Annotated in this window: 17 protein-coding genes; 9 read left to right on the top strand and 8 right to left on the bottom strand. The window is 61.6% G+C overall.

Translation table 11 applies throughout. The features are described from left to right. Positions 1-126 precede the first annotated feature (126 nt). Positions 127-2,469 carry a Tex family protein gene (locus tag CIW50_RS05400; RefSeq protein ID WP_149530174.1) on the top strand — a complete coding sequence of 781 codons (2,343 nt, stop codon included), beginning with the start codon at positions 127-129 and terminating at the stop codon, positions 2,467-2,469. 77 nt (positions 2,470-2,546) lie between these two features. Here the strand turns inward: CIW50_RS05400 and CIW50_RS05395 are convergent, their stop codons facing one another. Both CIW50_RS05395 and CIW50_RS05390 read right to left on the bottom strand, forming a co-directional pair. Next, positions 2,547-3,722, bottom strand: coding sequence for an amidase (locus tag CIW50_RS05395; RefSeq protein WP_149530173.1), 1,176 nt, complete (start codon positions 3,720-3,722; stop codon positions 2,547-2,549). A gap of 32 nt (positions 3,723-3,754) precedes the next feature. Next, positions 3,755-4,990, bottom strand: coding sequence for an amidohydrolase family protein (locus tag CIW50_RS05390; RefSeq protein ID WP_149530172.1), 1,236 nt, complete (start codon positions 4,988-4,990; stop codon positions 3,755-3,757). A 266-nt stretch (positions 4,991-5,256) separates the two neighbouring features. Here CIW50_RS05390 and CIW50_RS05385 point away from each other — a divergent pair, with 266 nt between their 5' ends. The 6 genes from CIW50_RS05385 to CIW50_RS05360 all read left to right on the top strand — a co-directional run bounded on the left by CIW50_RS05385 (position 5,257) and on the right by CIW50_RS05360 (position 10,245). Continuing rightward, on the top strand, positions 5,257-5,688 hold the full coding sequence (locus tag CIW50_RS05385) for a nuclear transport factor 2-like protein (protein ID WP_149530171.1): 432 nt from the start codon (positions 5,257-5,259) through the stop codon (positions 5,686-5,688). Positions 5,689-5,821: 133 nt separating this feature from the next. Continuing rightward, the gene (locus CIW50_RS05380) at positions 5,822-6,958 is read left to right on the top strand and encodes an ABC transporter substrate-binding protein (RefSeq protein ID WP_172980223.1); all 1,137 of its coding nucleotides are present in this window, start codon (positions 5,822-5,824) and stop codon (positions 6,956-6,958) included. Positions 6,959-6,964: 6 nt separating this feature from the next. Further along, positions 6,965-7,831: a branched-chain amino acid ABC transporter permease gene (locus tag CIW50_RS05375; protein ID WP_149530169.1), complete on the top strand. Its 867-nt coding sequence runs from the start codon at positions 6,965-6,967 to the stop codon at positions 7,829-7,831. A 2-nt stretch (positions 7,832-7,833) separates the two neighbouring features. Further along, the gene (locus CIW50_RS05370; RefSeq protein WP_172980222.1) at positions 7,834-8,766 is read left to right on the top strand and encodes a branched-chain amino acid ABC transporter permease; all 933 of its coding nucleotides are present in this window, start codon (positions 7,834-7,836) and stop codon (positions 8,764-8,766) included. Next, positions 8,763-9,542 (top strand): ABC transporter ATP-binding protein, encoded by a 780-nt coding sequence (locus tag CIW50_RS05365; protein ID WP_149530167.1) that lies wholly within the window; start codon positions 8,763-8,765, stop codon positions 9,540-9,542. The genes CIW50_RS05370 and CIW50_RS05365 overlap by 4 nt, the downstream gene beginning before the upstream one ends. Next, positions 9,535-10,245 (top strand): ABC transporter ATP-binding protein, encoded by a 711-nt coding sequence (locus CIW50_RS05360; RefSeq protein WP_149530166.1) that lies wholly within the window; start codon positions 9,535-9,537, stop codon positions 10,243-10,245. The genes CIW50_RS05365 and CIW50_RS05360 overlap by 8 nt, the downstream gene beginning before the upstream one ends. A gap of 42 nt (positions 10,246-10,287) precedes the next feature. Here the strand turns inward: CIW50_RS05360 and CIW50_RS05355 are convergent, their stop codons facing one another. From CIW50_RS05355 to CIW50_RS05335, 5 genes are all read right to left on the bottom strand, one after another. Then, positions 10,288-11,247, bottom strand: coding sequence for a Bug family tripartite tricarboxylate transporter substrate binding protein (locus CIW50_RS05355; RefSeq protein WP_149530165.1), 960 nt, complete (start codon positions 11,245-11,247; stop codon positions 10,288-10,290). A 177-nt stretch (positions 11,248-11,424) separates the two neighbouring features. After that, positions 11,425-12,390 (bottom strand): Bug family tripartite tricarboxylate transporter substrate binding protein, encoded by a 966-nt coding sequence (locus CIW50_RS05350; protein ID WP_149530164.1) that lies wholly within the window; start codon positions 12,388-12,390, stop codon positions 11,425-11,427. A 78-nt stretch (positions 12,391-12,468) separates the two neighbouring features. Further along, positions 12,469-13,818, bottom strand: a complete 1,350-nt coding sequence (locus CIW50_RS05345; protein ID WP_149530163.1) for a hemolysin family protein — start codon at positions 13,816-13,818, stop codon at positions 12,469-12,471. Positions 13,819-13,873: 55 nt separating this feature from the next. Beyond that, positions 13,874-15,016, bottom strand: coding sequence for a 3-dehydroquinate synthase (aroB, locus tag CIW50_RS05340; protein WP_149530162.1), 1,143 nt, complete (start codon positions 15,014-15,016; stop codon positions 13,874-13,876). After that, a complete protein-coding gene (locus CIW50_RS05335; protein WP_149530161.1) occupies positions 15,013-15,654 on the bottom strand; it encodes a shikimate kinase in 642 nt (213 codons plus the stop codon). Before CIW50_RS05335 ends, aroB begins: the two co-directional genes overlap by 4 nt. 175 nt (positions 15,655-15,829) lie before the next feature. Between CIW50_RS05335 and CIW50_RS05330 the strand changes: the two genes are divergently transcribed. Beyond that, entirely contained in the window at positions 15,830-15,976 is a 147-nt protein-coding gene (locus CIW50_RS05330) for a histidine kinase (RefSeq protein WP_089262632.1), read from the top strand. Here CIW50_RS05330 and CIW50_RS05325 read toward each other — a convergent pair. Continuing rightward, the gene (locus tag CIW50_RS05325) at positions 15,966-16,544 is read right to left on the bottom strand and encodes a TetR/AcrR family transcriptional regulator (RefSeq protein WP_149530160.1); all 579 of its coding nucleotides are present in this window, start codon (positions 16,542-16,544) and stop codon (positions 15,966-15,968) included. The genes CIW50_RS05330 and CIW50_RS05325 overlap by 11 nt on opposite strands. Positions 16,545-16,645: 101 nt before the next feature. On the opposite strand from CIW50_RS05325, the gene CIW50_RS05320 reads away from it, so the two are divergent. Continuing rightward, a complete protein-coding gene (locus CIW50_RS05320) occupies positions 16,646-17,686 on the top strand; it encodes an SDR family oxidoreductase (RefSeq protein WP_149530159.1) in 1,041 nt (346 codons plus the stop codon). Positions 17,687-17,705: the final 19 nt, after the last annotated feature.

Raw genomic sequence — 17,705 nt, 5'->3', positions numbered from 1 at the left:
CAAAACAACGTGATCCACAGAACAATCGACTGCGTTTGGCGGGGTTGATGAATCGTGCGGCATCGGTCCATAAGCGTTTTGCGACGGCGGTATGACCCGCCACAGAATTCGAAGGAATCTCCAGGCGTGGCAAGCATCAATCAGAAGATCGCAGACGAACTTGGCGTACGCGAGCAACAGGTCACGGCGACCGTCGAGTTGCTGGACGGCGGCGCGACGGTGCCGTTCGTTGCGCGCTACCGCAAGGAAATCACAGGCGGTCTCGATGACGCACAATTGCGCACGCTGGAAGAGCGGCTGACCTATCTGCGCGAGCTGGAAGACCGCCGCAAGGTGATCCTGGAATCGGTGCGCGAACAGGGCAAGCTCGACGCGACGCTCGAAGCCGCCATCATGAGCGCCGACAGCAAGGGCCGCCTCGAAGACATCTATCTGCCCTACAAGCCGAAGCGCCGCACCAAGGCCGAGATCGCCAAGGAAGCCGGCCTGGAGCCGCTGTCGGAATTGCTGCTCACTGAGCCGCAGAACGATCCGAAGAAAGTCGCTGAAGCTTTCGTCAATGCCGAGAAGGCCGTCGCCGATGTGGCTGCCGCGCTCGATGGCGCGCGCGCGATTCTGGTGGAGCGCTTCGCCGAAGACGCCGATCTGATCGGCGCGCTGCGCGAACAGATGTGGTCGAATGGACTGATGGCCTCGACGGTGCGCACCGGCAAGAAGACCGAAGGCGAGAAGTTCAAGGACTATTTCGAATTCAGCGAACCGCTGCACAAGCTGCCGTCGCACCGCATCCTCGCGCTATTCCGTGGCGAGAAGGAAGAGATCCTTGATCTTGCGATGCAGCCCGAGCCGGTGCCGACCACACCGGCCCCGACGACGATACCCAGCTCCTATGAGCTGAAGATCATGCAGCGTTTCGCGATCTCTGATCAGGGCCGTCCCGGCGACAAGTGGCTCACCGAAACCACGCGCTGGGCCTGGCGCACCAAGATTCAGGTGCATCTCAATATCGATCTGCGGATGCGGCTGTGGACCGCGGCTGAAGAAGAAGGCGTGCGCGTATTCGCCTCGAACCTGCGCGACCTTCTGCTCGCCGCGCCCGCCGGCGCCCGCGTGACCATGGGCCTCGATCCCGGCTTCCGCTCCGGTGTGAAGACCGCGATCATCGACGCCACCGGCAAGGTGGTGGCGACCACCACGATCTATCCGCATGAGCCACAGCGTCAGTGGGACGCGTCGCTTGCTGTGCTTGGCAAGCTCGCGGTCCAGCACAAGGTCGACTTGATCGCCATCGGCAACGGAACGGCTTCGCGCGAAACGGACAAGCTGGCGATGGAGCTGGTCAAGCTGCTGCCCGATCTGAAGATGTCGAAGATCGTGGTATCGGAAGCCGGCGCGTCGGTCTATTCGGCCTCGGCTTTCGCCTCAGAAGAATTGCCTGAGCTCGACGTGACGCTGCGCGGCGCCGTCTCGATCGCTCGCCGCCTGCAGGATCCGCTGGCCGAACTGGTGAAGATCGATCCCAAGGCCATTGGCGTCGGCCAGTACCAGCACGATCTCGGCGAGAGTAAACTGGCGCGTTCGCTCGATGCCGTCGTGGAAGACTGCGTGAACGGCGTCGGCGTCGACGTGAATACCGCATCGGCTCCGCTGCTGGCCCGTGTGTCGGGTATCGGCACTGGTCTGGCGCAGAGCATCGTGCAGCATCGCGATGCCAATGGCCCGTTCAAGTCCCGCAAGGCGCTGAAGGAAGTGCCGCGGCTTGGCCCGAAGGCGTTCGAGCAGTGCGCGGGCTTCCTGCGCATCAATGACGGCGAAGATCCGCTCGACAAATCCGGCGTGCATCCGGAAGCCTATCCGCTGGTAAGGAAAATTCTGGAAGCCACCAAGAGCGACATCAAGGCGCTGATCGGCAATGCCGAGATCCTGCGCAAGGTGCAGCCGAAGAGCTTCGTCGATGACACTTTCGGTCTGCCGACCGTCACCGACATCCTGAAAGAACTCGAAAAGCCTGGCCGCGATCCCCGCCCCGCCTTCAAGGCTGCGGTGTTCATGGAAGGCGTCGAGAAGCTCAGCGACCTCAAGCCCGGCATGGTGCTCGAAGGCACCGTCACCAACGTCGCAGCCTTTGGCGCCTTCGTCGATATCGGCGTGCATCAGGACGGCCTGGTGCACATCTCCGCAATGTCGAAGACCTTCATCAAGGATCCGCGCGAAGTCGTGAAATCAGGCGACATCGTCAAGGTGAAGGTGCTGGAGGTCGAGGTCGCCCGCAAGCGCATCGCGCTGACGCTGCGCATGGACGATCCCGTCGGTGCCAAGGCCGATCGCCCGCAAGCCGATCGCGGCCCGCGCTTCAACGAACGCCAGATGACGTCGCGTGCACCGGCCAAGCAGGAAAGCAGCGGGGGCGGCGCGTTCGCCGAGGCGTTGCGCCGTGCGGCCGAGAAGGGTGCGGGGAAAGCGAAGTAATACTTTAACCTCTCCCCGCCTAACGAAGCAAAGCTTCACTAGGCGGAGAGAGAGAGCCGGCCGCCGGTGTTTAAAGACTAGCGGGCCAGCTCCACAGCCAACTGCAAAACATCCTCATCGCAGTTTCTCCCGCCCATGATCGACAGTCCGATCGGGCAATCGTCGAGCTTGGCGACAGGCAGCGACACCTGCGGCGTGCCGGCATGGCCGGACACGCAAAGCAGTTCGATGGCGCGAGCACGGAATACATCGAGCATCGCGTCCGGCGTGTTACGCAGTGGCGCGATGCCCGGCGCTGTCGGCAGGACCAATACGGTGTCTTCCGTCAACAGCGACAGCACCCTCTCCACGATCGCCTTGCGCATCACTTTGGCGGCCGCGATCTCAGCGGAGTCCATCACCGCAGCAGCAGCAAAACGCTCCTTGACGCCGGGACCGAGCTTCGGCTGCGTCGCCTTGATCCAGTCGCCCTGCGCTGCCCAGGCTTCTTCCGATTGCAGCACGCGGAACGTATTGCGCCAGGCGGCGAGTTCACCGCCAGCGACATCGACCTGTTCGCTGTTACCGACGAGCTTCACGAGGCGATCGACCGATGGCTGCAGCAGATCCTGCACCTTCTGATCCACCGACGCGAACAGATCGCTTGCGATCAGCAGCTTCTTCACCCGACGCGGAGCACGCGCCTTGTCAAGCAGCACCTTGCCGACCTCGACCATCAAATCCGGCGCGCGCGCGAACCAGCCGACGGTGTCGTAGCTCGGCGCCAGCGGTACAGCACCATCGAGCGGAATACGTCCATGCGTAGTGCGAATGCCATAAATGCCGCAATAGCTGGCGGGCAAACGCACTGAGCCGCCGGTGTCGGAGCCGATGGCGAAATCGACCAGCGCGCCAGCGGTCGCAGCGGCCGACCCGCTCGACGAGCCGCCGGGGATGCGGCCGGGCGCGGCGGGATTGATCGGCGTGCCGTAATGCGCGTTCTCGCCGTTGAGGCTCCAGGCCAGTTCATCCGTGTGCGTCTTGCCGACGAGCTTCGCGCCGGCATTCAACAAACGATCCACGACCGGCGACGATTTTGTCGGCACTGGATGCGTCGCCAGCCATTCCGGGCTGCCGGCACCGGTCGGCACATTGGCGAGATCGAAGAAATCCTTCAGTGCAAAGGTCAAACCCGCGAGAGGCCCCTCTGTCGTGGTCTGCACTTCGATGTGGCCATGATCCACAAAGGCGTTGAGCGTGTCATTGATCGGCATCGAAGTCTCCGTACGACAAAAGGACGCCCGCTTCAGTGGGGCTTGAGCAGACTCGCAGCCGGCCTGATAAAGGTCCTGATTCCGTTCTTGAAACCGAACAGCGGCTGCGCGATCTCGCATACCGCCTCTGCCTTGGTCTCGCAATCGAGCACCACGAGATCGGCGAAATTGCCGACGGCGATGCCGTAGTGCTTCAGGTTGAGCAGCTTTGCCGAAGCCGACGTCACCAGATCGAGACATCCGGCGAGTTCGTCCGTCGCGCCGACCTGCAGCACATTGGCATAGAGATTGATCATGCGGATCAGCGAGACGTCGCCGAACGGCGTGAACGGATTCAGCACATTGTTGGTGGAGATATTGGCGTTCACGCCCAAAGCGCGCAGTCCGTGCGCCGATGTCACACCGCGCGGCACGTTGTGATCGCTGTCGCGGCCTGTGAGGAACAGGTCGGTCGCTGGCAATACGGTGACGGCGACACCGGCATCGGCGAGCCGCTTCGCAGCGGCCTCGAAATCCGCTGGCGGCATCGCCGACAGCTTTGTGGCATGGCCGATGGCCACGCGACCGCCCCAACCGGTCGCTTCCGTCATGCGGCAGACCTCTTCAAAATCTGACCGCGTGGGATCGAGATCGAAATCAAGGTGGAAATCGATATCGACGCCGAATTCGTTGGCTATGGCGAAGATCTTCGCGATCTGGCCATTCGCATCCTTGTCGATATAAGGCACGCCGCCGATCAGATCGGCGCCTTCTTTCATCGCTTGCAACAGAATTTCCTCGCAACCGGGATCGTCGAGCAGGCCCTCCTGCGGAAACACGCAGAGCTGCAGATCGATCGCCCAGGCGTAGTCCTGCTTCAACTTCTTCAGCGCGCGAAAACTGGTCAACCCGACACGCGGATCGACCTCCACATGCGTGCGCATGCGATTGGTGCCGTGGGTGATCGCCTTCTCGAGGGTCCGCGATGCGCGCGCATAGACGTCTTCTTCGGTGAAGTCGCGCTTGGCGCGGGAAACTTCGCCGATCACCTCCGCGAGCGTGCCGTTCGCACAGTTGCAGCGACCAAGCAGACAGGATTTGTCGAGATGGATATGCGTTTCCACGAAGCCCGGTACGAGCAGGCGTCCATTGACGTTCTGATCCGGCGCATCGCCCTTGGGGAGATTGATCTCGATGGCCTCGAAGCGCCCGTCGCGAATGCCGATATCCACCGGGCCATCTGGCCGGTCGGCAATGCGCGCGTTGCGCAGGATGAGGTCAAAGCTCATGGGAGGACTCCTGAAGAGGCCGCGTCACCTATCGGGCGCAGCAAAAGCATATGTGCCGGCAAGCAAGGCATGTGCCAAGGCGCATGCGATCCAATCAACTGTTAAATAGCTGAAGATAATGGAATATTCTTAGATAACCCTTCACAAAACGCCTAATAATCAGCCGCCGCGCACAATAATTGTATACGATCTGATGGGTCCACCGAATACAATTTGGCACTGAATTTGCTATGATGACGCCAGTGTCTGCCTGCAGGAGAAACCCGATGTTGCCGTCCCCCACCACGCTTGCGCCCGCCACCGACGAGACTGCCAAGGCGGCAGATCTGGTCGAGCGATTTCTCGTGGCCTCCATGGTGCCGGACCCGGAAACCGCCGGCACTTTCATGTCCGCCGATGTGGCGATCACCTTCACAGGCGGCCGCAAGTTCAAGCATCCGCGCGACGCCACCGCCTTCAACGCCATGCGCTACAAATGGGTGAAGAAGAAGATGGAGCGTACCGACGTATCGCCAGGAAACGGCGAGACCATCGTCTACAATACCGGAACGCTTTATGGCGAATGGCATGACGGCACGGCGTTCGAAGGCAATCGTTATGTCGATCGCTTCGTGGTGCGCGAGGGCAAGATCGTCAAGATGGACGTCTGGAACGACAGCGCCGAACGCATCCTTGTGCGCATGGATATCGAAGCGTAACGCGAACACGGCGGCTTGATCGCCGCAGGTGTTCAACACCTCGAAATGTCGACAATCTGGCACCCGGCTTGCATACAAAATGCAAGCTGAGTGTAACCAGGGAACGTCGATGTTGCAGGGATTCTCCAGAACGATGATGACAGGCGCAGCGCTGCTGTGCCTGATCGGTGTCACCAACACTGCCAAGGCCGATGTGGCGGCCTGCCCGGCGACGATCCCGTTAGGATTGACCACGCCGCTGACGGGCAACCTCGCGCTGCTCGGCACGCAGGCGCGCAACGGCGCCGAATTCGCCGTCGATGAAATCAACGCGGCGGGCGGCATCGCCGGCAAGAAGATCGCGCTCACCACCGAGGACACCGGCGCCTCTTCGACCGACGCGCTGAATGCGATGAACCGCATCATCGAGAGCAAGCCGCTGGTCATCATGTCGTCGATGATCTCGCCGCATGTGTTCGCGCAGACCGAGAGCGTCAACAAGTCCGAGACGCCGTTCATCGTCGGCGCGACAAATGCCAAGGTGACCGCGCAGGGCTCGAAGTGGCTGTTCCGCACCCATGCCCATGACGGTCAGCTCGCCGACCTGATCCCCGAATATCTCGTGAAGTCGCTGAAGAAGACCAAGCCCGGCATTCTCGTCGTAGCCGACGATTACGGCCTCGGCGCGTCGAAGGGCATTCAGGCGGCACTCGCCAAACTCAATGTCACGCCGGTCGCCACGGCGTCCTACGCGCCGTCTGACAAGGACATGAGCGCACAACTTCTGGAGATCAAGGACAAGGGCGCCGATAGCCTGATCCTGTTCGGTCGTCCCTCCGACATCACGCTGGTGCTGAAGCAAATGGGTGATCTCGGCATCAAGCTCACCACCATCGGCAATACCAGCATCGTCGCCCAGACAACACTAAACAATCTCTCCGCGGCCGAGGCCGATGGCAATTATGCGATCGGCGGCATGATCCCGCAGACCTCGACCGATCCGAAAATCCTGGATTGGGCCAAGCGCGTGCAGGACAAATACAAGGTACCTGCCGACAATTTCACAGTCTCCTACTACGACTCCGTCTACATGCTGAAATCGATCATCGAGAAGGTCGGCTGCGACAAGCCGGCGATCCGCGATGCATTGGCTGCCACCAAAGACTTCAAAGGCATGCTGATTTCCTATCAGGCGGACGCCAATGGCGATCTCACCCATACACTCGGCATCTACCGCAACAAGGGCAAGACCCCCGAATTCACCGGACCGATCAAAGAGAGCGGGTTCTAAGACTTCATGGGCCAGCTCGTCGTCAACGGCCTGGCGCTCGGGAGCATCTACGCTCTCGTGGCACTCGGCCTGCTGCTGATTTTCAACACCGTCCAGATCGTCAATTTCGCGCAGGGACAGTTGTTGATGCTCGGTGCCTTTATCGGCATTTCGGGCGCGGTGACGCATGAGCTGCCGATGGCGCTGGCTTGGGCTTCCACCATGTTGGCAATGGCGCTGATCGGCATCGTCTTCATGGTGCTGGTCTACTTCCCGCTGCGCGGCCGTCCGCCATTCCTGGTAATCCTCACCACCATCGCGATGGGAATCGTTCTTGAGAACATCGCGCTGATCGTCTGGGGGCCGTTGCCGGTGTCGCTGCCCTCGCCGGTGCGCGGCCCGCCGCTGCGATTCGCAGGCGTTATCATCTCGATGCATCAGCTCTTCATCTTCGGCACACTGGCCGTGATTCTGCTGCTGCAGTATCTGATGCTCACCAGGACACGCTTCGGCATTCTAATGCAGGCCACCGCGCAGGATCTGCACACCGCACGGCTGGTCGGGATTCCGGTCAACCGCACCATCGCAGTGGCCTTTGCGTTCGGCGCGATCCTGTCCGGCATTGCCGGCCTTCTGGTGGCCCCAATCTTTCTCGCTGAGCCCACCATGGGCGGAAGCCTCGGCCTCAAGGGCTTCGTCGTCAGCGTGATCGGCGGATTCGGCAACCTGCCGGGTGCCGTGATCGGTGGCTTGTTCCTCGGCCTGATCGAAACCTTCGGCGCGCGCTACATCTCCTCGAACTTCCGCGATGCCTATGCCTTCATCGTGATGATCGGCGTGCTCGTGGCCTGGCCGCGCGGATTATTCGGCGAGAAGAGCAGCGAGAAGGTGTGACGGTGAAAAACTGGCTTCCGCTCGCACTTGGCGCTGTCGTGGCGCTGCTGATCCCGGCAGCGACCCATGACAACTACGTCATCCAGCTCCTGAACATTGCCATCCTCAATGCCATCGTCGTGCTCGGCCTGAACTTCGCGACCGGCTGGGTCGGCCAGATCAATTTCGGTCAGGCCGCATTCTACGGCCTCGGCGCCTACACGACAGGCATCGCAACCAAAGCCGGCCTGCCCTGGATCACAACGCCGTTCCTGTCGGTCATCATCGTGATGACCGCCAGTCTGGTACTTGGCCTGCCCACCTTGCGGTTGCGGACCTACTATCTCGCAATGACCACGATCGGCTTCGGCGAGATTATCAGATTGATCATCGTCCATTGGGAGCCTGTGACCGGTGGCACCTCGGGCCTGCGCGCCATTCCCGGCATCAGCGTGTTCGGCATCGGCCCGCAGGGACAGATCCAGCATTACTACTTACTGATCGTAGTGCTGGGGCTCGCCGCATTAGTCGCCGCCCGTATCCGGCAGTCGTCGCTCGGCCGCGCCATGATTGCCACCAAGGATTCCGAGATCGCCGCTGAACAGAGCGGCGTCGACACCACGCGCACCAAGCTGATCGCCTTCATGATCGGCGCGGTCTATGCCGGCCTCGCCGGTTGCCTCTATGCCTCATCGATCCGCTTCATTAGCCCGGACAGTTTCTCCGGCACCCAGGCCATCCTGCTAATGACCATGTTGATCGTCGGTGGCATGGGCTCGATCCCCGGCTGCATCATCGGTGCTGTCGGCCTCACCATCCTGCCGGAGGCGCTGCGGTTTCTCGGGCAATGGTACCTCGTGCTCTACGGCCTCGGCGTCATTGCCATCATCGTGCTTGCTCCCGGCGGCCTCGCGTCTCTGGCCGCGCGACTGCCGCGCTGGGCAGGTGCGCGATGACGGATCAGGCGATCATCACCGCACGCGGCGTGACACGCCGCTTCGGCGGCCTTGTTGCGCTCGACAGCGTCGATCTCGATGTCCCCAAAGGTATCGTGCAGGCGATCATCGGCCCCAATGGGTCCGGCAAGACCACGCTGCTGAATGCACTGTCGGGCGCCTCGCATGCCGACGCCGGTTCGATCCGCATTGACGGCAAGGAGATATTTCGCCTCAGGCCACATCGCATCGCGCGGCTCGGGCTGGCGCGCACATTCCAGAACATCCGGGTGTTTTCCAATCTCACCGTGCTGGAAAACGTGAAAGTCGCCGCCGCCTGCAACGCGCCGATGTCGATGTGCGACATCATGCTGTCGACCGCGACTCAGCGGCAGCACGAGGCGGAAATCGAGAATACCGCGCGCGAGGCGCTGGAGATCGTCGACCTCGCCGGACGCGCGGATGATCGTCCCACACAACTTCCTTACGCGCAGCAACGCCTGCTGGAAATTGCGCGCGCGCTGGCTTCGAAACCGAAGGTGCTGTTGCTCGACGAACCCGCGGCCGGCATGAACATGACCGAGAGCATGACGCTGCTCGATACCATCGCGAGGCTGAAGGGTAAGGGCATCACCGTATTGCTGGTCGAGCACAATGTGCGACTGGTAATGGGGATCAGCGACCGCGTTGCCGTCCTCGATTTCGGCAAGAAGATCGCGGAAGGCGCGCCATCCGACGTGCAACGAAATTCATTGGTGATCGAGGCCTATCTCGGCAGGCGGCACCGCCATGCTTAAGATCGACAACCTCCGCGTCTCCTACGGTCATATCGAGGTGCTGAAAGGCATCTCCTTCAGTGTCGAGATGGGCGAGATCGTTGCCCTGATCGGCGGCAATGGCGCCGGCAAGACCACGACGCTCAGCACCATCTCCGGCCTGCTGCGGCCGACATCGGGCACGATTTCGTGGAAGGGCGAAAACATTCACGGCACGGCCGTGGAAACCATCGTTGGAGCCGGCCTCGCCCATTGTCCGGAAGGTCGCCGGATTTTTCCGGGGTTGACCGTGCGCGAAAACCTGATCACCGGCACGGCATCGCGGCCCTCCAGGAAGGCCGAAGTCGAAGATGATCTCGCGCTGGTGTTCGAACTGTTTCCGCGCCTGAAGGAACGCATCAAGCAGGGAGGCTGGTCACTTTCCGGCGGCGAGCAGCAGATGCTGGCCATCGGGCGCGCGCTGATGTCGCGGCCGAGCCTGCTGATGCTCGATGAGCCGTCACTCGGCTTGGCGCCTATCGTGATCGAGCAAGTGTTCGACAAGATCGTCGAACTCAACAAGCGCACGGGTCTGGGCGTGCTGCTGGTGGAGCAGAATTCAGCGATGGCGCTGGAAGTGGCTGCACGTGCCTTCGTGCTTGAGACAGGCTCCATCACATTATCAGGCCCAGCTGCGGTCCTGGCAGACGATCCGCGAATCCGCGAAGCTTATCTCGGCGGATAGATCTGACCTCTCCCGATTGCGGGGAGAGGTCAGATCGCCCTGTTACTTTACATTCTTCAGCAACTCGATATTCGCAGCGACTTCCTTCGCAACGAGGTCGTCCATCGCATTCGGCTGCATCGGCACAGTCTCGACGCCGATCTTCTTCAGCGCTGCCTGCATCTCCGGCTTGGCCAGCACCTTGACGCCAGCATCATGCATCTTGTCGACGATCTCGCGCGGCGTCTTGGAGGGCACGAATACGCCGATCCAGCTCTCGCTGACACCGTCCTTCAGACCGACTTCCGTCATCGACGGCACGTCGGGCAATTCATTGCTGCGCTTGTCGGTGGAGACGACCAGTGCACGCACTTGCCCTTCGCGGATCAGCGGCAAAGCGGTCGCCGCCGGGCAGAAGTAGAAGTCGATGCGGCCACCGAGAATATCGGCGATCACTTCCGGACCGCCGCGATACGGCACGTGGGTCGCTTCGAAATTGGCAGCGAGGCGGAATTTCTCGGCACTGATATGCACGGCGCTGCCGACGCCCACCGAACCGAAATTGATCTGCGATCCCTTGGCTTTCGCATCCTTGAGAAAATCGTCCACGGTCTTCCAGGGCCGCTCCTTCGGAATGATCATGATTTGCGGGCTAGAGCCGATCATGATGACCGACGACAGGTCCTTCGACGTGTCATAAGGCAGGTTCGGAAAGATCGCCGGCGTGATCGCCAGCGCTGAGGAGTGCGCCAAGATGCTGTAGCCGTCCGGCTCCGCCTTCGCCACCGCGTTGGTGCCGATCGAACCGCCGCCGCCAACACGGTTCTCGACCACGATCGTCTGACCGAGTTCGGGGCCAAGGCGCTCAAAGAAGATCCGCGGCACCACGTCGGTCGCGCTACCGGGGCCGAACGGGATGGTGGCCTTGATCAAGCGGCTCGGCCAGTTGCTTTCGGCCTGCGCCGCGACGGACGACAACAGCACACCGGCGAACACACACGACCACCGCATAAGCTTATTCATTACTTGCTCCAATAATACCATCCACAGGGAATGGCGGCCCAGTGATCGGGCCAATCGGCGACAACGAAGCAAGTTTCGGACCGTTTGAAGCCTAAAACAACGCCCAAACGCGCGGTGATCCAGCCCAGACAAAGGACGATGCCGGCCTCACCCGTACTGACAAGGCCGGCAGCCTGCCTACTTGGCTACGACCTCGCTTTTGAGCAGCACCTTGTTGTCGGCGATCTCCTTGACGAGCAAAGCATCCATCTCGGATGACTTCATGGGCATCGGTTCGACGCCAATCTTCTTCAGCGAAGCCTGCATGTCGGCCGTGTTCAGCACCTTGGTGCCGGTCACATAGAGTTTCTCGATGATCTCCGGCGGAGTCTTCGACGGGACGAATACGCCGAACCAGATCGAACTGTCCGCATTCTTGAGGCCCGCATCGATCGGCGTCGGCACATCGGGCAGATCACGCACCCGGGTCGGCGTCGACACCACCAGCGCGCGAACCTGGCCTTCACGAATGAGTGGAAGTGCCGTAGCCAGCGGGCAGAAATAGAAATCGATACGGCCGCCGATGATATCGGTGATCACTTCGGAGCCCCCGCGATAGGGAATATGCGTGGCCTCGAAACCGGCGGCGGCGCGGAATTTTTCCGAACTGATATGCACGGCACTGCCGACACCCACCGAGCCGTAATTGATCACGGTGCCCTTGGTCTTCGCTGCGACCAAGAAATCCTGAATCGTTTTCCACGGCCGCTCGTTCGGTACGATCATCACATTGGCCGCATAGCCAATCATCACCACCGAGGACAGCTCCCTGGTGGTGTCGTAGTTAAGGTTGGGAAAGATCGCGGGCGCGATGGAGATGGCGTTTGTCTGCGACAGCAAGGTGTAGCCATCCGGATCGCTCTTCGCGACCGCGCCGGTGCCCACCGAGCCGCCCGCACCCACGCGATTTTCAATCACGATCGGCTGCCCGAGCTCCGTGCTCAGTTTTTCGAAGAAAAGGCGCGGGACCACGTCACCCGCACTGCCGGCACCGAACGGATTGACTGCCTTGATCGGCTTCATCGGCCAGTTGGTGTCGGCCAGCGCAGTGCCGGACATCAACACAGCGGCCAATACGCAGGACAATCGCCAGGACTTGTTCATCGCTCGCTCCAGTTGCGCCATTCAATGGAATGGCAGCTCATGGAATAAAGCAAAAGCAAGAACCGGACCGGCTGAGGGCTAGAACGACGTCCCGGCCCGCGGCTTTTTCTCCGGCACTTCCGGCTCGGTCGGCACCGGCCCGATGCGCAGCGCGGTGATGCGGTTGCGCTCACGGCGCAGCACGCGGAAGCGGAAGTTGTAGAAGGTAAAGCTCTGCCCGCGTTCGGGGATGGAACGTGCCTCGTGAATGACGAGACCGGCCACCGTGGTCGCTTCATCATCCGGAAGATGCCAGTCCATGGCGCGATTGAGGTCGCGGATCGGCACCGAGCCATCGACCACCACCGAACCATCGGCCTGCGCGCGCACGCCTGCGACGACCACGTCATGCTCGTCCGAGATGTCGCCGACGATCTCCTCGAGCAGATCCTCCAGCGTCACCATGCCTTCGACTTCGCCATACTCGTCGACGACGAGCGCGAAGTGCGTCTTGCGGCGGCGGAACGCCTTGAGCTGATCCGACAGCGGGCGCATTTCCGGCACGAACCACGGAGGCAGCGCGATGCTGGCGACATCGATCTTTGCGGTCTCGCCATCAACGGCGCGGATCGCGCGCAGCAGATCCTTGGCGTGCAGCACGCCGATGATGTTTTCCGGCTTCTCGCGCCACAGGGGAATGCGGGTGTACTCTGTGGCCAGCACCTCGCGGACCAGTTCTTCGGACGGCAGATCGGCATTCAGCGTTACCATAGCCGTGCGATGAACCATGACGTCGGACACCGCGAGATCGCCGAAACGGAACACGTTCTGGATATATTCGGCCTCGCCTGACGCGATGCCGCCATGTTCGGCGGATTCGCCGACAAGGCCTTCGATCTCCACACCGGTGAGGATTTCATGTGGCGATGCTTCCTGCACGCCGAGCAGGGCCAGCGTGCCGCGCGACGCCGCATTGAGCAGCCAGTTCAGCGGATAGAACAGGATGTAGGAGGCGTAGAGCGGATAGGCGATCCATTGCGACACCGGCTCCGGCTGGCGGATCGCCAGCGTCTTCGGCACCTGCTCCCCGATCACGATGTGCAGCGACGAGAAGACAAGGAACCCGGTGATGAACGAGGTGAAATGCAGCGCGGATTCCGAGAGGCCGAGCGGATCGAGCACCGGCTTCAACAGTGCGGCCACCGTGGGCTCACCAACCCAGCCGAGTCCCAGCGATGCCATGGTGATACCGAGCTGGCAGCAGGCCAGATAGGCTTCAATATTGCCCATCATATTCTGCAGCAGACGCGCGCCGAAGCGGTTTTGCTCGACCATGCTCTTGACGCGGAAGCCGCGGCTTTTGACCAGCGCAAACTCCGCCGCCACGTAAAACGCGTTGGCGGCGAGCAGGAAGATCGCGATCAGCAGATTGACGGTAATCGAATTCATGAAAGTCCTGCGACGGTGCCGGCGTTGGTGACTCCCAAGCCGGACACGATCAAATCTATCCCGTCAGCTTCTGATGCAGAAAGGCGCGAACCGTCGCGGGATCGACATCGTTCGCGATGACGGCCTGACCGATGGCTTCGAGAAGAATGAACGTGAGCTTGCCGCGCTTGACCTTTTTGTCCTGCGCCATCAGCGCCATCAACGTGTCCGCGTCCGCGAGACCTTCCTGCGCAAAGCCGGCGATGTCCTGCAGCTTTGTCGGTAGGCCCACATCGGCGAGATGATGTTGCACTCGGGTCGCATCCTTCTCGGCGATCATGCCGAGCTGCGCGGACAGCTCCGCCGCCAGCACCATGCCGACTGATACACCCTCACCATGAAATAACCGGTCGGAGAAACCGGTCACCGCTTCCAGCGCATGGCCGAACGTATGGCCGAGATTGAGCAGCGCGCGCTCACCATTCTCGCGCTCGTCACGCGACACGACGCCAGCCTTGGCGCGGCACGAGGTGGCGATGGCGTGTTCGCGCCCCGCACCACCGCGCATGATGTCAGCATGATTGGCCTCAAGCCAGGTGAAGAACGCCGCATCGCCGAGCACGCCATACTTGGCGACTTCGGCATAGCCGGCGCGGAACTGCCGCGGCGACAGTGTATCGAGCACGGCCGTATCGGCCACCACCAGCACCGGTTGGTGAAACGCGCCGAGCAGATTCTTGCCCTGCGGCGAATTGATCCCGGTCTTGCCGCCAACAGACGAGTCGACCTGCGCCAGCAGTGACGTCGGCACCTGCACGAAATCGACGCCGCGCCGCACGACCGCCGCGGCAAAGCCGGCGAGATCGCCGACAACGCCGCCACCCAGCGCGATGACGAGATCATTGCGCTCGATCTTCGCCGCGATCAGCGCTTCGGAGACTTTTTCGAGCCCGGCATAGCTCTTCGAGCTCTCACCTTCATCGACGACAATATGCGAGGTCGGAATATCAGCGGCCGCAAGCGAAGCCTCAGTCGCGGCCAGCCAGTGCTTGGCGACGGTCCTGTCGGTCACGATCGCAGTCCGCACGCCCGGCCGCAGCTTCGCGATACGCGCACCAAGCGACGGCAGCACATTGCGGCCGATGACGATGTCATAGGCGCGGTCAGCAAGTGCGACGTCCACTGTGATCGGGTCGGAATGCTTCAACGGCGCAGTCATAGTTGAGAACTCAAGGGGTCGCCTGTCGGTTCGGAAATGGCGGAGGCCGCGTGCGGGCGGAACAGATGTTCATGCAGCGCGATGATGCTTTCCTCGACGATCTTCTCGTGCGGCACGTCGCGCGAATCGATCGTGATGTCGGTCTGCTCGTAAAACGGATGGCGCGCCTCGATCAGCCGCGCGATGGTCGCGGCGGGATCAGCGGTCTTCAGCAGCGGACGGTTTTCCCGGCGTCTGACACGGCGCAGGATCACGTCGGCATCGGCTTTCAGCCACATCGAGATCGCCTTGTCCCGGATACGCTGCCGGGTGTCCTCGCGCAGGAAGGCGCCGCCGCCGGTCGCCAGCAGGATCGGACCGCTGTCCAGCAGCCGGGCAATCACCCGTGCCTCGCCGTCGCGGAAATGCGGCTCGCCATGGACCTCGAAAATGTCCGGGATCGACATCCCGGCGGCCGCCTCGATCTCATTATCGGCATCGACGAAAGGCAGCCGCAGCCGCGTCGCCATGCGTCGGCCGATAGTTGATTTACCCGCGCCCATCATGCCCACCAGCACGACCGAGCGCTTTCCCAGCGCCGCGGCGATGGCGGCCTCCTGGGGTGCGCTGGCAATCGCCGGCAAGATGGTCTCGGACATCAAAAACACCTGCAAAATCAGTGAGCGACAAGGGATCGCAGAGGTTTGCCGCATTCCGGTCACCTATACTACCCCCAGCGCCAGCGTTGCCAGCACCTCTTGCAGTCTGTATCCGAACAGGGTGACCGCCCCCGGCGGAACGAATCACCCCATTTCGCCGCTGAGTTCCCTGATCATGCCCAGCCTGTTCCGCTTTTTGACGGTGGTCGCGGTGATCGTCGGCGTGGTCTATGGCGTGATTTTCGCGCTGGCCAATTTCGTCAATCCGAAGCCGCGGGACATGACGGTCACCATCCAGCCGGACAAATTTCTCAAGAAATAGCCGTGCGCAGCAGCCGCATGAAGAGCTGCATGTCCTCAGCGAATTTCGGGCCAGCCCCTTCCGCGTGCTTGATGCCATCGATCGCGGCGACGATAACGCTCGCCACGTCCGCGGGCCGGGCTTGTAATGAGCCCAACGTCACCGCCCCGGCGACCTCCGCATCGCCAAGCGCCTGGGCCAGCAGAGCGACCAATCTGTCGCGCGCGGCAAGCGTGATATCTTTGGCCAGGGCCATGTTGACGTCGAACAGTTCAATGGCGTCGGCGCTGCCCGCGAAAGGGGCGATCAGTTCGCGCTGAAACACGGCCATCGCGGTCTCGATGCGGCCAAACACATCGCCATCGCCGGAGAGTGCCGCCTCGACATCGCGCATGGTCCGCGCATGGGCGCGCATCGAGCCCGCCCGAAACAATTCTTCCTTGCTGTTGAAGCTCAGATAGAGCGACGCCCGCGAAATTCCGGCCGCGCGCGCGATATCGGCCATGGACGCCTTGCGAAAACCGTGTCGGACGAACACCGGCAGCGCGGCATCCAGAATGTGATCGGATTTGGCATCTCGTTCGCTCATTCAGACAGATTGACATTTCATGTCTAAAGCGTCAAAAGACAAATAGACAATAACAGTCCAATTGTCTAATTTGCGCATTCGATCACCTGACGGGAGCAAACATGCATTCAGGATCGGCCGACAACCACGAGATCACTGTCCTTGTCACCGGCATCGGCGGCTTTCTGGGTGGACATATTGCCCGGCAGTTGCTGGCCAAAGGCTACTCTGTTCGCGGTAGCGTTCGTCGCATGAGCGGCTGCGACCAGATCGCGAAGCAGATCTGTGCGGCGCCAACCGACTCGCACTCGCTCAGTTTCGTCGAAGCCGACCTCTCCTCCGACATGGGATGGGATGCCGCCGTCACAGGCTGCAGCTATGTGATCCACACGGCATCGCCGTTTCCGGCAGGCCTTCCGAAGGATGAAAACGAACTGATCCAACCCGCGCGGGACGGTGCATTACGGGTGCTGAGCGCCGCGCATCGAGCAGGCGTGACGCGGGTGGTGCTGACCTCCTCGATTGCAGCCACCAATCACGGAAACGGCAAGGCGCCGTATACCGAAGAGAACTGGACCGATCCGACCAGCAAGCGGGCAACGCCCTACTATAAATCCAAGACGCTGGCCGAACGGGCCTCATGGACTTTTGCCGCGGAAACGGGCCTCGATCTCGCCGTCATCAATCCCGGCATCATTTTCGGACCTCTGTTGGGTCCGGACTACGGCACGTCGATCGCGCTGGTTCAGCAGATGATGAGCGGCAAGCTCAAACGCATACCGCGCTTCGGCATAGCTGTGGTCGATGTCCGCGATGTCGCCGACGCGCATATCAGGGCGATGACCCATCCGGATGCGTCAGGTCAGCGCTTCATCGCGGCCGGGCAGTTTTTATGGATGCGCGACATGGCGGCGGTATTGGCGCAGTCGTTTCCCAGTTTTGCGCCAGCGCTGCCGTCTGGCGAGGTGCCAAACTGGATGATCAAGGCAATGGCACCGTTCAGCGCCCGGTCGCGCATGATCGTCCACGAACTCGACGTCGATCTGAGTGTCAGTGCCGAGAAGGCGCAGCGAGTGCTGGACTGGCAACCACGACCGGCCGAAGAGGCCATTCGCGCCAGCGCGCAAAGCCTGATCGACCACGGTCTGCTCGCGACATCCTGAATTCTCACACCTGACAACA

It is taken from the genome of Tardiphaga sp. P9-11 (genome assembly GCF_008329525.1).
GTDB lineage: Bacteria > Pseudomonadota > Alphaproteobacteria > Rhizobiales > Xanthobacteraceae > Tardiphaga.
The sequence above is the reverse complement of the archived record's forward strand: the minus strand, read 5'-3'. Positions and strand labels throughout refer to the sequence as shown.

What these genes read in the sequence shown, in the direction of transcription:
- CIW50_RS05395 (WP_149530173.1), bottom strand. Translation starts at nt 3,722, where the DNA reads ATGCCGATCAATGACACGCTCAACGCCTTTGTGGATCATGGCCACATC.
- CIW50_RS05390 (WP_149530172.1), bottom strand. Translation starts at nt 4,990, where the DNA reads ATGAGCTTTGACCTCATCCTGCGCAACGCGCGCATTGCCGACCGGCCA.
- CIW50_RS05385 (WP_149530171.1), top strand. Translation starts at nt 5,257, where the DNA reads ATGTTGCCGTCCCCCACCACGCTTGCGCCCGCCACCGACGAGACTGCC.
- CIW50_RS05380 (WP_172980223.1), top strand. Translation starts at nt 5,822, where the DNA reads ATGATGACAGGCGCAGCGCTGCTGTGCCTGATCGGTGTCACCAACACT.
- CIW50_RS05375 (WP_149530169.1), top strand. Translation starts at nt 6,965, where the DNA reads ATGGGCCAGCTCGTCGTCAACGGCCTGGCGCTCGGGAGCATCTACGCT.
- CIW50_RS05365 (WP_149530167.1), top strand. Translation starts at nt 8,763, where the DNA reads ATGACGGATCAGGCGATCATCACCGCACGCGGCGTGACACGCCGCTTC.
- CIW50_RS05360 (WP_149530166.1), top strand. Translation starts at nt 9,535, where the DNA reads ATGCTTAAGATCGACAACCTCCGCGTCTCCTACGGTCATATCGAGGTG.
- CIW50_RS05355 (WP_149530165.1), bottom strand. Translation starts at nt 11,247, where the DNA reads ATGAATAAGCTTATGCGGTGGTCGTGTGTGTTCGCCGGTGTGCTGTTG.
- CIW50_RS05350 (WP_149530164.1), bottom strand. Translation starts at nt 12,390, where the DNA reads ATGAACAAGTCCTGGCGATTGTCCTGCGTATTGGCCGCTGTGTTGATG.
- CIW50_RS05345 (WP_149530163.1), bottom strand. Translation starts at nt 13,818, where the DNA reads ATGAATTCGATTACCGTCAATCTGCTGATCGCGATCTTCCTGCTCGCC.
- aroB (WP_149530162.1), bottom strand. Translation starts at nt 15,016, where the DNA reads ATGACTGCGCCGTTGAAGCATTCCGACCCGATCACAGTGGACGTCGCA.
- CIW50_RS05335 (WP_149530161.1), bottom strand. Translation starts at nt 15,654, where the DNA reads ATGTCCGAGACCATCTTGCCGGCGATTGCCAGCGCACCCCAGGAGGCC.
- CIW50_RS05330 (WP_089262632.1), top strand. Translation starts at nt 15,830, where the DNA reads ATGCCCAGCCTGTTCCGCTTTTTGACGGTGGTCGCGGTGATCGTCGGC.
- CIW50_RS05325 (WP_149530160.1), bottom strand. Translation starts at nt 16,544, where the DNA reads ATGAGCGAACGAGATGCCAAATCCGATCACATTCTGGATGCCGCGCTG.
- CIW50_RS05320 (WP_149530159.1), top strand. Translation starts at nt 16,646, where the DNA reads ATGCATTCAGGATCGGCCGACAACCACGAGATCACTGTCCTTGTCACC.